Below are 14,115 nucleotides of genomic sequence, written 5' to 3'. Positions count from 1 at the left end.
ACGGCCTCGGCCCCCGCACACCTCTCTCGACGAGGGCCTGGTTACATCGAGAGTTCACGCCGGACGATTTCCGCACCGGCACTCAGCGCATTCAACTTGCCTCTGGCGACGCGGCGAGGCAGCGGCGCCATGCCACAGTTGGTGCACGGGTAGAGCTTGTCGGCCTCTACGAACTGAAGGGCTTTGCGCAGGGTGTTGGCGACTTCCTCGGGGGTTTCGATCGTGTGGTTCGCCACGTCAATGGCGCCGACCATCACTTTCTTACCGCGAATGAGCTCGATCAAGTCCATGGGCACATGCGAGTTGTGACATTCCAGCGAGACGATGTCGATACTGGATTTTTGCAGCTTGGGGAACGCCTCTTCGTATTGCCGCCACTCGGAGCCGAGCGTCTTTTTCCAATCGGTATTGGCCTTGATGCCATAGCCGTAACAAATATGCACGGCGGTCTCGCACTTAAGCCCTTCGATCGCCCGTTCCAGGGTGGCGACGCCCCACTCGTTCACCTCGTCGAAGAACACATTGAAGGCGGGCTCATCGAATTGGATGATGTCGACACCAGCGGCCTCCAGTTCCCGGGCTTCCTCGTTGAGGATCTTGGCGAACTCCCAGGCCAGTTTCTCGCGGCTTTTGTAGTGAGCGTCGTACAGGGTATCGATCATGGTCATCGGACCAGGCAACGCCCATTTGATGGGTTGCGTGGTTTGCTGGCGCAAGAACTTGGCGTCTTCGACGAAGACTGGCTTTTGCCGAGCCACCGCCCCGACGACGGTCGGCACGCTCGCGTCATAACGATCACGAATTCTAACGGTCTCGCGCTTCTCGAAATCCACGCCGCTGAGGTGCTCGATGAACGTCGTGACGAAATGCTGGCGCGTTTGCTCACCATCACTGACGATATCGATGCCGGCTTGCTGCTGCTCGTGCAGCGACAAACGCAATGCATCCTGCTTACCCTCGATCAGTGCCTCGTCCTGCAACTTCCAGGGCGACCAAAGCGTCTCGGGTTGCGCAAGCCAAACGGGTTTAGGCAAGCTGCCAGCAGTGGAAGTGGGTAACAACTTTTTCATAGCGGGTAACCTTGTACTGTCGATTCGTCAAACGGTGTAGTTAGCGGACCACTGCTCGAGCACAGCCTGGTAGGGTTTGATGAAGTGCTCCTCGGCGAACTTCCCCTGCTCGATCGCCAGGCGGCTACGCTCCTCGCGATCGTAGACGATGCGCGTCAATGAATAGTCCTGATGCTGCAGGCTCGGCTGGTAGGACTTACCGGCGGCAGAATTCGCGTTGTAAATCTCCGGCCGGTAGATTTTCTGGAAGGTGTCCATCGTGCTGATGGTGCTGATCAGCTCAAGGTTGGTGTAGTCACCCAGCAGATCGCCAGCAAAGTAGAACGCCAACGGCGCAACACTGTTGGGCGGCATGAAGTAACGCACCTTCAACCCCATCTTGCGGAAGTATTCATCGGTCAACGAATACTCGTCCTGCTGGTACTCGATCCCCAGCACAGGGTGTTGGTTTTCGGTGCGCTGATAGGTCTTGCTGCTCGAAACACTCAGGCAGATGACCGGTGGCTTGGCAAAATGCGCTTTGTAGGCACTGGAATTCACGAAGCACTTGAAGAGTTTCCCATGCAGGTCACCGAAACCCTCTGGGGTCGTGAATTCGGCTTGACCTTTGTTGTGCCCGAGCAACAGCACGCTAAAGTCATAATCGCGCACGTACGAGGAGAAGTTATTCCCGACCATGCCCTCGGTGCGCTCACCGGTTCTGCGATCAACGACCGTCGTTTTCAATATCTCGATCAACGGCAGGGCGTTCCCCTGGCGTTCAACCTCGATATGCATCTCGACGGAAATGATGTCGAGCTCGACCGTGTAGCGATCCGCGGTGGGGTTGTCCCAATGCGCCAGGGCGTTGAAACGGTTGTCAATCATCTTCAAGGTATTGCGCAGGTTCTCTTGGCGACTGCTGCCCCTCGCCAGGTTGGCGAAGTTGGTGGTGATGCGCGTGTTGTCTGCCGGGTGGTAGTGCTCGTCGAACCCCACACGCTTGATGACGAATGAAAAATCGTTGCTCATTTTGATATGACCTTAATCCCTAGTATTCCCTGTGCCCCCCGACGTTTGCGCTCGCGGGGTGCATACCCTTTGCGTGAGGTAACCGGCGGTATGGCGTGAGGGGCAAAATTCGATGGGGGGATTGTCACGAACGATCAGTCATGAGACAAACTCATTTTTTTTGCATTGAACTGTAATTTTACTCATGATCGATCTAAGGCACCTGCGCACCATTCACGCCCTGCGGGAAACCGACAGCCTGCACGAAGCCGCTGAACGCCTGCACCTGACCCAGTCCGCGCTGTCACATCAGTTCCGCGAACTGGAGGACCGTATCGGCATGCCGCTGTTCGTGCGCAAGTCCAAACCGGTGCGTTTCACCAGCGCCGGCCTCAAGCTGCTGCAACTGGCCGAGCAGGTATTGCCGCTGGTGCGCGCCACGGAGCGCGATCTGGGCAAACTCGCCAGTGGCAGCGCGGGGCGTCTGCATATCTCCATCGAATGCCATAGCTGCTACCAGTGGCTGATGCCTTCGGTAGACGAATTTCGCAGTGCCTGGCCAGAGGTGGAACTGGACCTGGCCTCAGGCTTCTCCTTCGCCCCACTGCCAGCGCTGGAGCGCGGCGACCTCGACCTGGTCGTGACCTCCGACCCGGTCACCCTCCCCGGCATCAGCTACGTGCCGTTGTTCGGCTACGAGGCCTTGCTGGCCATCGACAACCACCATGCCCTGCGGGACAAGCCCTACATCGAGCCGGCCAGCCTGGCCAACCAGACGCTGATCACCTACCCCATCGAGCGTAATCGCCTGGACATCTTCACCCGCTTTCTCGACCCCGCGGACATCGAGCCCGCGCACGTGCGAACCTCTGAGCTGACGGTGATGATGATGCAGTTGGTCGCCTCGGGCCGTGGCGTGTGCTGCCTGCCGAACTGGGCGGTGCACGAATACAGCTCGCGGGGCTACGTGACGGCCAAGCGCCTCGGTGAACAGGGTTTGCATGCCCGGCTTTACGCGGCGATTCGCAGCGACATGCTGCAAGTGCCCTATGTCAGTGATTTCCTGCTGACCGCCAAGGACATTTCCTTTGCGACGCTGGAAGGGGTCAATGTGCTGCCAGGCCTGGCGAAATGAGCCCACCGATCGCTCTTCAGTACCGCACTCGCGGCACTTCACATTCAACACGCGACTGATCATGGCGATGCTGCGGCCAGCGGCGACTGGAAGAAAAACGAAACCTTCGCCGCCTCCTTCGGCTCAACCGAATGCGACATCGACGTCGCGCCAACCGGAACGAAGGAGTGAGACATGAACACACCATGCTTGAAACTCGCAGGCATCGCCCTGTTGGCAAGCCTGGCTTCACTGCAAGCGCAGGCCGCCTCTGACGATTTCGTCGAAGCCGCCGCCGAAGCCGGTATCGCCGAGGTGGTCACCGGCAATCTCGCACAGGAAAAAAGCCAGAATGCCGAGATCAAGACATTCGCCCAGCAGATGGTCACCGACCACACCAAGACCAACCAGCAACTCGGGGATATCGCCCGCAAGCTGGACATCAGCGTGCCCGACGAAGCGGCGCTGACCGACAAGGTGAAGAAAATGATCCTCGAATGGCGCGAGGAATCGTTCGACAAGTCGTACGTCAACAATCAGGTCGATGCCCACGAAAAGGCCGTGGCGCTGTTCAAGAAGGAAGCCGCGTCTTCCGACAAACCCGAACTGAAGGCGTTCGCCAGCGAAAAACTGCCGACGCTGGAACACCACCTCGAGCAAGCCAAGGCCTTGCAAACCACCCACGGCAAATAACCTACCGCTTGATGAGGTCAATCATGAGCAACGAGGCACTGCGCACCGAAGTACTGACCCGTTTGCTACACGCCCATCCGCATGGGCTGGGCAAGGAAGTGCTGGACAACTATCGCGGGGAGATGGCCGTGGCCGGCATGCTCAAGACCCTGCAAGAGCACGGTTTGATCCAGGACGGCAGCGTGGCGGTCGACAGCGACCACAAGGTCACCGTGAGCTACCCGATCAAGCTGTCAGCGGCAGGTGTCCAAGCCGCCCAGCAGTTGGAAGGCTGACGCTCCGGGGCCGCCGCGCGGCCCCGGGCTCACGGCTACAGGTCATCGTCACGCGGGGGCTTGGCCGGTCCCTGGGGGTCTACTTGCGGGTCCTCGAGGTCAGGCGAGTCGGGGTCGAACCCAAGGTCGGTATCGGGCTCGGCATGCTCGGACGAGTGCGGTCCCTCTTTCGGGTCGTGCGCTGCGGGTCGCTGGGACATGGTAGTTCTCCTCTGACGTTTCAATGAAGAAAACACCGGCGCCTGGAAGTTTTATCGAATCGCGCCAGCCCAAGCCGATCCACTCAACGCCACTACCATTCGTCCAGTCCCAGGCACTATGCGGGTTTGCCAACCTCCACCCTGTATCCATCGTACGCGGAGTAAACGTCATGCCACGCGGGGACAAAGGCAAGTACACGGACAAACAGAAACGCAAGGCCGAGCACATCGAAGAAAGCTACGAGCACAAAGGCGTCTCGAAAGACGAGGCTGAGGCACGCGCCTGGGCGACGGTCAACAAGCAGTCCGGCGGCGGCGAGAAGCGCGGCGGCTCGGGCAGCACGACCTCGCCGAGCAGCAAGCGCACGGCACGCTCGGATTCGGCCAAACGGGCTGCGCAAACACGCCAGGGGCACGCACGCGGCTCAGGCGCATCGCTGCAAACGCAGACCAAGGAAAGCCTCCTGAAAGAGGCGCGCAGCCAGAACATCAAAGGGCGCTCGACGATGACCAAGGCGCAACTGCTCGAGGCGTTGCGCAAACACGCTTGAGGCATGGCCTGCGCCTTATGGCCGCCCCCGCCGCGCGCCGACCTCGATCCACACCGGCGCATGGTCGCTGGCCTTGGCTTCGTTGCGTACCCAGGCATCGACGCCAGCGGACTTGAGCTGGGGCGCGAGCGCCGGGTTGAGCAACAGGTGATCGATGCGCAACCCGGCATTGCGTGCCCAGTGATTGCGAAAATAATCCCAGAACGTGTATACCCGCGCCTGCGGGTGCAACTGGCGAATGGCATCGACCCAGCCCTGCTCCAACAGGCGCTGGTAACACGCCCGGGACTCGGGTTGAAGCAGCGCGTCCTTCAACCAGGAGCGTGGGTCGTAGATGTCCCTGTCGGTGGGCACCACGTTGTAGTCGCCCGCCAGCACGGTCGGGTGGCCGCTGCCATAGAGGCCTCGGGCATGTTCGATCAAGCATTCGAACCAACGCAGCTTGTAGTCGAACTTCGGCCCAGGCTGCGGATTGCCGTTCGGCAGATACAGGCAGGCCACCAGCACACCGTGTGCGGCGGCTTCCAGATAACGGCTCTGGCCGTCCTCCTCCATGCCAGGCAAGGCGCGGCGCACCTCGAGGGGTTCAGCGCCGCGCGCCAGGATAGCCACACCATTCCAGGAGGGCTGCCCCACGTAGCAGCAGCCGTAACCCGCATCCTCCAAGGCTTGACGTGGAAACTGCCGATCGCTCGCCTTGAGTTCCTGAAGGCAGGCGATGGTGGGGCGTTCGCGTTCCAGCCAGGCCAATAGCGCTGGCAAACGGCTGCGGATGCCGTTGATGTTGAACGTGGCGATCTTCAGCGCTTTCATGCGCCGGGGTCGCTCACATGGGCCTGCACGGCTTCCTCCAGCGCGCGCACGTGGGCCTGGTCGGCGAGCGCCTTGAGCGCCAGCCAGTCGTCCCAGTCGATCGCGCCATCGTCACGCAGTGCCTCGGCGGTGCGAATCAGTTCGTGGTGGTAGGCGTCCGGCGACGCGAGTCGATAACTGACGTCGTCGTACTGGGCATACCAGGCCTCAAGCTCAGGAATGCTGCGTTCAATGCTCATCGGCGGCTCCTCACAAAGCCCTTTGCCGTGAGAGCATTGCTGCGCGGCGACGTTCCATTGCAGCGTGCCTGCAACCGGCAAGCGGCGCTGCCCTCCCCGCACGGGAGGGCTACCGCAGCCAATGCGCTACTCCTGCAAAATCGCCACCGCCCGCACGAAACCGGCCGAGGCATGCTTGATCTTGTAGGGGAAGCAGGACACCTCGAAGCCATGCGCCGGCAGGCTTTCCAGGTTGGCCAGCTTTTCCATCTGGCCATAGCCAACGTCACGCCCGGCCTTGTGCCCTTCCCAGATGATCGAGGCATCCCCGGTGGCCAGGAAGCGCGCGCGGGTGAAGCTGAACGGTGCGTCCCAGCTCCAGGCGTCGGTGCCCACCACGCGCACACCACGCTCGAGCAGGTACAGCGTGGCCTCGCGGCCCATGCCAACGCCCGCGTCCAGGTAGCCTGGCTGGCCAAAGAGCGCGCCAGCGCGGGTATTGACCAGCACGATGTCCAGTGGCTGCAGGCAATGACCGATGCGCTGCAGCTCCGCCTCGACTTCCTGCGCGCTGACCACATGGCCGTCCGGCAAGTGTCGGAAGTCCAGCTTGACCCCCGGTTGCAGGCACCATTCCAAAGGCAACTCGTCGATGCCGAAGGCCGGCTTGCCACCGTCGGTGGTCGACGCATAGTGCCAGGGCGCGTCCATGTGCGTGCCGCTGTGGGTGGTAATCTGCAGCCGCTCGGCAGCCCAGGCTTCATTGCCAGGCAGGTCTTCCAGGCGCAAGCCAGGGAACATGGCCAACAGCTCTGGCGCGCCGCTCTGGTGATCGACGTAGTCGATTTTCGGCAGCAGCGGTGGCGGGTCGGTATGCGGGTTGTTGTCGAGCGTGACGGACAAGTCGATCAGCCGGCGTCCGGGCTTATGCATGATGGGTCTCCTGGGCGACGATACGTTGGTCGATGGCGCCAAACACGGTGTCGCCCTCCTCGTTCAGTGCCTCCATGCGCACCCGATCGCCAAAGCGCATGAAGCCCGTGCGCGGATGGCCGTACTCGATCATCTCCAGGGCGCGCCGCTCGGAAATACAGGCCGACCCCGTCTCCGGGTCGCGATTGGAGACCGTGCCGGAACCGATGATGGTGCCGGCGCTCAGGCGCCGCGTGCGCGCGGCATGGGCAATCAGTTCGGCGAAGCTGAAACTCATCTCGGCACCGTTCGGCTGGCCGAACCACTGTCCGTTCAAGCTCACCAGCAACGACAAGCACACCCGCCCGCCACGCCAGGCCCTGCCCAGCTCATCCGGGGTCAATGCCACGGGCGAGAAACTCGAGGAGGGTTTGGCCTGGAGAAAGCCGAAGCCACTGCCGATCTCGCGCTGGATGAAACCGCGCAAGCTCACATCGTTCACCAGCACGACCAGGCGCACGTAATCCAAGGCCGAGCTGATCGGGCAGCCCATGGGTACCTCGTCGACGATCACGGCGAACTCGCCTTCGAAATCGATGCCATCGTCCTCGCTGGGCAGCACCACGTCGGCGCAGGGGCCGAGGAAGTCATCCGAGGCGCCTTGGTACATCAGCGGAATGTGCTCCTCGGCCTGCGCAGGCAGTTGGAAGGCACGCTGAATCAGCCGCCCGTGGTTGAGAAAGGCCGAGCCATCGCACCACTGCGGCGCGCGGGGCAGCGGTGCCAGTGCCTGGCGTGGGTCGAACGGGAAGCTGTCCGGCGCCTCGCCCTGGTTCAACGCCTCGCTCAGGCGCTGCAGGCCAGGGGCGATCTGGCCCCATTGTTCAAGGGCCTGGAGCAAGGTGCGAGCATGCGCAGGCGCGTACACCGCCTGGCGTAAATCCCGGGACACCAGCGCCAGCCGGCCGTCCCGGCTACCGTCGTCGAGGGTAGCGAGCTTCATGGTCAAGTCCTCCTAACAGGAATCGCGGCAAACGGTGCCCGTCCCCGGGCCTGGCGGCACGGGGTTGGGCATCACAAGGGTCAATGCAGGGGTGTGTCGTCGCTGGCCTGGATCGGGTCGCGCAGCCGCAGCCCCGCCAAGGCCGGCGCGACCAGGCTGAAGGCGGCGGTGGCCAGCAGGGCGAAGCCGATCAGCTCGACCGCGCCCGCACGGCTGCCCATCAGGCCGATCGCCCCCATGACCAGCAAGGGGCTGGCGAACTGGCCACCGAAGAAGCTCGCGTTGAAGCCCCCGGTGCCTCGGCCACGGTGCTGGAAGCTCAGGCTCGACAGCGCCCAGTTCACCACCGTTGGCAGCATCAGCCCGCAGCCGAGGCCGTTGACCAGCACCGCGGCCAGCACGGTGCGGTAGTCATGGGCGCAGGCCAGCAACACCAGGCCGATGCCGGACACCAGGAAGGCGCCGGCGAGCAGAAAGCCCGGGCCGAAGCGGTTGAGCCAACGGAAGCTCAAGGCCCCGACGAACACCGCGGCGTGGCTCAGGCCAATGGCGAGCCCGGTGCTCTTGGGCGAGTCGATGCCGATGTCAGCGAGCAGGTAGCCCGTCTGCACCGGGATCACGAAGAACCCGAGCGTGGCCAGGGTGGTGAGCAGGTAGATCACCAGCAGGGTGCGCCACGGGAAGGTTCTCTTCTCCTCGACCACGGCCTGGGTCGGCTGGGCCTGCTTGCGCAGCGGCTCCCACAGCACCCACTGCATCAGCGGCACGAACAGCAGCGCCACCAGGTACACCGCGAACGGGGTGCGCCAACCGCTTTCCCCAAGGATACCGCCGACCATGAAGAAGGTCGCCGCCGACAGGGAGGTGGCGATGGTCTGCCAGGACAACAACCGTGCGCGCTCACGACCGCTGTAGTAGTCACCGATCAGGGTGGTGCAGCAGGTCATGATCGCAGCCTCGGCCAGGCCCAGGCCCGCGCGGCTCGCCAGGATCAGCACCAGGTCGTCGAGCAGCAGTGGCAGCGCACCACAGACTCCGTAGAGCGCCATCGCCAAGACCAGCAGGCGCTTGCGCCCGAGGCGGTCGGCGAACCAGCCGGCGAACGGCGAGAACAACGCGATCATCAGCGCAGGCAGCGTCAGTACGATGGGCACCAGCACCGCCACGTTGGCACTGCCGGCAAAATGCGCGGCGATCCGAGGCAATACCGGGGCGATCAGCACGCCGCCCAGAATCGGCAGGCAACTGCCCAGCAACAGCAGCAACCCGGCGCGCGCACGCTGGCTGGCGCTGCGTGTGGTCTGCAACAAGGGTTGGTTCATCGTGGCTCCCCCACTTCGGTCATGCTCGAGATACGCGCGCTGCCGTCCCCGGCCTGCTGCCGGTCTTGCGCGCGCGTGGTCTGCGGGTCAGGGTGTTCTTCGTCGTCCTGCACCGCACTCCACGCCCAACGCCAGGTGCGCGCATGAGGCAGCAGGAAGTGCGCCAGGGCCGGCAGCAGGACCAGGGCGCCCACCATGTTCCAGAGGAACATGAAGGCCAGCAGAATGCCCATGTCGGCCTGGAACTTGATCGGCGAGAACGCCCAGGTGGCGACGCCCACGGCCAGGGTCACGCCCGTCAGCATCACCACTTTGCCGGTGAACAGCAACGCATGGTAGTAGGCCTGGGACAAGCTCTCGCCCGCCTTAAGGCGCACCAGCAGGATGCTCATGACGTACAGCGCATAGTCCACGCCAATGCCCACGCCCAGCGCGATCACCGGCAAGGTGGCCACCTTCACGCCGATGCCGAGCCAGACCATCAGCGCCTCGCAGAGGATCGAGGTGAGCACCAGCGGCAGTACCACGCAGACCACCGCCAGCATCGAGCGGAAGGTCACCAGGCACAGCAGGATCACCGCGCCATACACCCAGAACAGCATGTCGCGGTTGGCCTGCTTGACCACGATATTGGTGGCAGCCTCGATGCCCGCGTTGCCGGCAGCCAGCAGGAAACGCACCTGCATCGAGTCGTTGGCCGAGGCGAACGACTCCACCTCGCTGACCAGCCGGTTGAGCGTCGCGGCCTTGTGGTCACTCAGGTAGGTATACAAGGTCAGGGTGTTGCAGCCCTGGTTGAACAGCTCGCGCGGCGCACGGCTGGTGATCGAGTTGAGCAGCGTCTGGCTCTGGGTCAGGTCGTACCACTTGAGGTTGCCCTCGCTCATGCCCACCAGCAGGGTGCGGTTCAGGCTGGCCAGCGAAGCGGTCGACTCGACGCCCGGCAGCTGGCGCAAGCGCCATTCCAGGGCATCTAGCCGCATCAGGGCGTCGTAGGCCGAACAGCCACCGTCGGGCGTGCGCACGATCACGGCGAACACGTCGCTGCTGGCGCCGTAGTTTCGGGCGATGAACGCGTTGTCCTGGTTGTAGCGCGAGTCGGCACGCAGTTCAGGGGCCCCGGCATCCAGGTCGCCGACCTGCAAGTGCAGGCTGACCAGGAAGCCACCCACGCCCAGCAGCAGGCTGACCACCAGGGTGACCACCGCCCAGCGGCGCTGGGTGAACAGGTCGAGCCAGGCCCACAGGCGATGCTTGCGCCCCTGCGCGGCGTCCTCTTCGCTGCGCAGGCTGCGCTGCGCCGCCTTGGCGCCGACACCGACATAGCTGAGCAAGATCGGCAGCAGGATCAGGTTGGTGAAGATCAGCACCGCCACGCCGAGGCTGGCGATCAACGCCAGGTCCTGGATCACCCGGATCTGGATCATCATCAGCACGGCGAAGCCCACCGCGTCGCACAGCAAAGCGGTCAGGCCGGCGACGAACAGCCGGCGGAAGGTGAAGCGTGCCGCCACCAGCCGGTGCATGCCGCGCCCGATGTCCTGCATGATGCCGTTCATCTTCTGCGCGCCATGGCTCATGCCGATCGCCAGCACCAAAAACGGCACCAGAATCGAATACGGGTCCAGCTCGAAGCCGAGCAAGGCCACCAGGCCCAGTTGCCAGACCACCGCGATCAGCGAACAGGCCATCACCAGCAGGGTGCTGCGGATGCAGCGGGTGAACCAGTAGAGCATCACCGTGGCGATGAGCATGGCCACGGCAAAGAACGACAGGATTTCGCGCAGCCCCTCGATCAGGTCGCCAACCACCTTGGCGAAACCGGTGATGTGCAAGGTCAGCCCTTCGGCCTGGAACTCGGCACGCAGGCTTTCCAGCGCGGCCGAGATGGCGGTGTAGTCCAGTGGCTTGCCGGTTTGCGGATCCTTTTCCAGCAGCGGCACGAAAATGATGCTCGAACGCCCGTCGAGGGCGATGGTCTGGCCGATCTCCCCAGAGCGCGCGGCGTTGCGGCGCACCTGCTCCAGGCTGGCCGGCGAGCCGTCGTAGTCGTCGGGGATCACCCGACCGCCTTCGACGCCCTCCTCGGTGACGGCCATCCAGCGCATGTTCGGCGTCCACAGCGACTTCATGAACGGCCGATCGACGCCGGGCAGCAGGAACACCTTGTCGTTGAGCTTGGCCAACAGCTCCAGGTAACGGGCATCGTAGATCGACGCCCCCGGCGCTTGCACGGCGATGCGCAGGGCGTTGCCGATGCCGGTCAACTCAGCCTGGTTCTCCAGGTAGTTGGCGATGTAGGGATGGCTGGTGGGGATCATCTTCTCGAAGCTGGCATTGAGCGTCAGGCGCGTGGACGCAGCGCCCAGGAACAGACTCAACAGCAGGCACGAGAGCATCACCCAGCCGCGGTGGTTGAACAGCAGCCGCTCGATCAGCGAACCGGAGTTCGGGTCGAAATCGCGCAAGCTCTGCGCCGGGCTGGTCGGCCTTGCAGCCATAGGGGTGTCAAGCGTCATTGCATCGCTCCCAAACGTTTCACTCCGCGCGGCCCGGCCACCACCAGGGCGCCGTCGTCGGCCTGGGCCAGTGCCGCCACCGGCACACCGGCGCCCTGCGCCAGGGCCAGCAGGCGCCCCGAGTCGGCGTCGAGGCGCAGCAGCCGGCCATTCTGTTCAGCCAGCACCAGATGCCCATCGGCCAGCTCGGCGATGGCCACCAGCGCGCTTTGCGCATCGGTCTGCAGGTGTTGCCACGGCTGGTCCTGGCCCGATGCGCGCCACGCATTGCCGCGCAGGCCGGCCAGCAGCGGCTCGCCGTCGGCGCCCATTTGCAGGGCGAAGAAACTGCCCTGGTAGGGCGTTTCCAGGCGCTGGAAGTGCCCACCGCCGTCCACCGATGCCAGCAGCACGCCCTGCTCACCCGCCACGTAGATCCGTGTGCCCGATTGGGCGATGGCATACAGGTGGTAGCCGTCCGGGTTGTCGGAGCGCTCGACCCATGATTGCCAGGTCTGGCCACCATCGGCGGTGCTCAACAGCAAGCCGAACGCACCGGCGACGATGCCGTGGCGTGCATCGCTGAAATGCACCGCCAGCAGCGGCTTGTCCGGGCCTTCCTTGACGAAACGCTCGGCCAGCCGTTGCTGCGCTTGCAGCGCCGGGTCCTGAGCAGCGTCCTTGGGCAAGGCGTCGAGCATGCGCTGCGCGGCGGCCTTGCCATCGAGCTGCAGTTGCCAGCTTTCACCCGCGTCACGGGTATGCAGCACGCTGCCGGCATGGCCCACCGCCCAGCCCTCGGTGGGGGTGGGGAAGTCCACGGCCGTGAGCGTGACGCTGACCGGCACCGGCACCTGGCGCCAGGAACGGCCAGCATCGTCCGACACCACGATCAGGCCATGCGCGCCCACCGCGACCAGGCGCTGCCCGGCGCGAGCCAGGCCGATCAGCACCGCGCCGGCTGGCTCGGCCACCTCGATCGCCGGGCGCGACAGCACGTCGCCCACTGGCGCCTCGGCCGCCTGCACGGTGTTGCCGAGCAGCAGCAGGCCCAGCGCCAGGCGGTTCATGGCACGGATCATCAGCGGATACCTTCGGAGGCCAGTGCGTCCGGGCTGAAGTCGCTGTCCGCGAACGGCTTGACGATTTCGTTGTGCACACGCTTCTCGGTGACCACGTTGTTGGCCATCCAGGCGCCAGTCAGCAGGTCGTACTGGGCGAACATGCCGCGCACCAACCCCGGCAGTTCGGGCATCAGGTAGGGCAGTTGCAGGTAGGTGCGCCACAATTGGCCATTGGCGTCCCAACTGTCACCGAGCATGGCCATCCAGGTGTCTTCATCGACGTACAGACGACGCTTGGGCATGCTGTGGCGCTTGCCGGCCACCAAATTGCCTTCCACCACCCACACCCGGTGCAGTTCCCAGCGCATGTGGTCGGGGTTGAGGTAACGCTCTTTGAGGATCGCGTCGTCCTTGGCTGGCTGCAGGATCTTGTTGCTGTTGTAGGGGATCAGCATCTCCTGCTTGCCCACCACTTTCCAGTCGTAGCGGTCCAAGGGGCCGGTGAACACCGAGACTTCGTCGAAGTTGGCCACGCCCGAGCTGGTCGGCGTCGGCGTGTCGTAGGACGACACCGGCAGCTTGCGCACCCGCCGCTGACCGGTGAGGTACACCCAGGACTGCGCGCCGCCTTTGGCGTAGTCCAGCGGCTCACGCCCCAGCAGCGCCTCACCGACGCGCAACGGCGGCCCCAGGTTGACCAGCTTGGTCATCCAGTACACACCCTTGTAGTCGCTGTGGGCGTCCTTGAAGTAGTACGGCATCTCGCGCTGCGACTGGATCTCGCTGGAGAGGATGCGCTGGCCGTTGGCGGTGATGATGTAGACGTTGAAGTTGTTCTTCCACGCCTCGCCGCGCCAGCTCAGTTGGTGGTTCCACACCACCTCGGCACCGGAGGCCGGAATCGGGAAGGGAATGCCGCCGCTGGCACCTTCGAGGGTGTTGTTTTCGTTGGTCAAGCGGGCATTGGTGGCGTTCTTCAGGGTGTTGTCGTACACCCACTGCGGTGCTGCGGCAGTACGCCGGCTGGGGTAGACATCCATGCGGTAGTCCGGGTACTTGGCGAACATCGCCTTCTGCCCGTCGCTGAGCTTGCCGGCATATTGCGCCACGTTCTGCGCGGTGACCGAATACAGCGGTTTGTCACTGGCGAAATAGTCGGGCAGTCGCGGGCCGGGGCTGACACCGGCCGGCACCTGGGTGAGCCCACCGGTCCAGGCCGGAATGCTGCCGTCGGCATTGCCTGCGCGCTCGCCACCGAGGGGCGTAAGCGTGCTGTTGAGCTGCGCCGCCTTGTCGGCAGTCACCGCCCACCCGGGCAGTGACATACCGACCAGCACAGCGGTCAGGCACAGTTGACTCAGCGGCTTGGAAGTCATGACGGAATCCTCGTAC

The 14,115-nt window shown here is 63.9% G+C and carries 15 protein-coding genes; 4 read left to right on the top strand and 11 right to left on the bottom strand.

All coding sequences use genetic code 11. The features are described from left to right. Nucleotides 1-41: 41 nt before the first annotated feature. Entirely contained in the window at nt 42-1,070 is a 1,029-nt protein-coding gene (locus P0Y43_RS02115; RefSeq protein ID WP_275635644.1) for a methionine synthase, read from the bottom strand. A gap of 27 nt (nt 1,071-1,097) precedes the next feature. Further along, complete coding sequence (locus P0Y43_RS02110) at nt 1,098-2,081, bottom strand: DUF1852 domain-containing protein (RefSeq protein ID WP_275635643.1); 984 nt, start codon at nt 2,079-2,081, stop codon at nt 1,098-1,100. 184 nt (nt 2,082-2,265) lie between these two features. On the opposite strand from P0Y43_RS02110, the gene P0Y43_RS02105 reads away from it, so the two are divergent. The 3 genes from P0Y43_RS02105 (at nt 2,266) to P0Y43_RS02095 (ending at nt 4,142) form a co-directional block, all read left to right on the top strand. After that, the gene (locus tag P0Y43_RS02105; RefSeq protein WP_275635642.1) at nt 2,266-3,195 is read left to right on the top strand and encodes a LysR family transcriptional regulator; all 930 of its coding nucleotides are present in this window, start codon (nt 2,266-2,268) and stop codon (nt 3,193-3,195) included. Between the two features lie 174 nt (nt 3,196-3,369). Continuing rightward, nucleotides 3,370-3,867 carry a DUF4142 domain-containing protein gene (locus P0Y43_RS02100; protein WP_275635641.1) on the top strand — a complete coding sequence of 166 codons (498 nt, stop codon included), beginning with the start codon at nt 3,370-3,372 and terminating at the stop codon, nt 3,865-3,867. 23 nt (nt 3,868-3,890) lie between these two features. Further along, entirely contained in the window at nt 3,891-4,142 is a 252-nt protein-coding gene (locus P0Y43_RS02095; protein WP_275635640.1) for a hypothetical protein, read from the top strand. A gap of 35 nt (nt 4,143-4,177) precedes the next feature. Here P0Y43_RS02095 and P0Y43_RS02090 read toward each other — a convergent pair whose 3' ends face one another. After that, complete coding sequence (locus tag P0Y43_RS02090; protein ID WP_275635639.1) at nt 4,178-4,342, bottom strand: DUF6021 family protein; 165 nt, start codon at nt 4,340-4,342, stop codon at nt 4,178-4,180. Between the two features lie 170 nt (nt 4,343-4,512). On the opposite strand from P0Y43_RS02090, the gene P0Y43_RS02085 reads away from it, so the two are divergent. After that, complete coding sequence (locus P0Y43_RS02085; protein WP_275635638.1) at nt 4,513-4,893, top strand: termination factor Rho; 381 nt, start codon at nt 4,513-4,515, stop codon at nt 4,891-4,893. 15 nt (nt 4,894-4,908) lie between these two features. Here P0Y43_RS02085 and xth read toward each other — a convergent pair whose 3' ends face one another. The 8 genes from xth to P0Y43_RS02045 all read right to left on the bottom strand — a co-directional run bounded on the left by xth (nt 4,909) and on the right by P0Y43_RS02045 (nt 14,099). Further along, nucleotides 4,909-5,706 (bottom strand): exodeoxyribonuclease III, encoded by a 798-nt coding sequence (gene xth, locus P0Y43_RS02080; RefSeq protein ID WP_275635637.1) that lies wholly within the window; start codon nt 5,704-5,706, stop codon nt 4,909-4,911. Then, complete coding sequence (locus tag P0Y43_RS02075; protein WP_275635636.1) at nt 5,703-5,945, bottom strand: hypothetical protein; 243 nt, start codon at nt 5,943-5,945, stop codon at nt 5,703-5,705. The genes xth and P0Y43_RS02075 overlap by 4 nt, the downstream gene beginning before the upstream one ends. A gap of 126 nt (nt 5,946-6,071) precedes the next feature. Further along, on the bottom strand, nt 6,072-6,857 hold the full coding sequence (locus tag P0Y43_RS02070) for a cyclase family protein (protein ID WP_275635635.1): 786 nt from the start codon (nt 6,855-6,857) through the stop codon (nt 6,072-6,074). Continuing rightward, complete coding sequence (locus tag P0Y43_RS02065; RefSeq protein WP_275635634.1) at nt 6,850-7,839, bottom strand: fumarylacetoacetate hydrolase family protein; 990 nt, start codon at nt 7,837-7,839, stop codon at nt 6,850-6,852. Before P0Y43_RS02065 ends, P0Y43_RS02070 begins: the two co-directional genes overlap by 8 nt. Nucleotides 7,840-7,919: 80 nt before the next feature. Then, nucleotides 7,920-9,161 (bottom strand): MFS transporter, encoded by a 1,242-nt coding sequence (locus tag P0Y43_RS02060; protein ID WP_275635633.1) that lies wholly within the window; start codon nt 9,159-9,161, stop codon nt 7,920-7,922. Next, on the bottom strand, nt 9,158-11,680 hold the full coding sequence (locus P0Y43_RS02055) for an efflux RND transporter permease subunit (protein WP_275635632.1): 2,523 nt from the start codon (nt 11,678-11,680) through the stop codon (nt 9,158-9,160). The genes P0Y43_RS02060 and P0Y43_RS02055 overlap by 4 nt, the downstream gene beginning before the upstream one ends. Beyond that, nucleotides 11,677-12,741 carry a WD40/YVTN/BNR-like repeat-containing protein gene (locus tag P0Y43_RS02050; protein ID WP_275635631.1) on the bottom strand — a complete coding sequence of 355 codons (1,065 nt, stop codon included), beginning with the start codon at nt 12,739-12,741 and terminating at the stop codon, nt 11,677-11,679. Before P0Y43_RS02050 ends, P0Y43_RS02055 begins: the two co-directional genes overlap by 4 nt. Then, a complete protein-coding gene (locus tag P0Y43_RS02045; protein ID WP_275635630.1) occupies nt 12,741-14,099 on the bottom strand; it encodes a DUF1329 domain-containing protein in 1,359 nt (452 codons plus the stop codon). Before P0Y43_RS02045 ends, P0Y43_RS02050 begins: the two co-directional genes overlap by 1 nt. Between the last annotated feature and the right edge of the window lie 16 nt (nt 14,100-14,115).

This window comes from Pseudomonas entomophila (genome assembly GCF_029193575.1).
GTDB lineage: Bacteria > Pseudomonadota > Gammaproteobacteria > Pseudomonadales > Pseudomonadaceae > Aquipseudomonas > Aquipseudomonas entomophila_G.
Note: the sequence above shows the minus strand (reverse complement) of the source record. Positions and strands in the feature narration are given on the sequence as shown.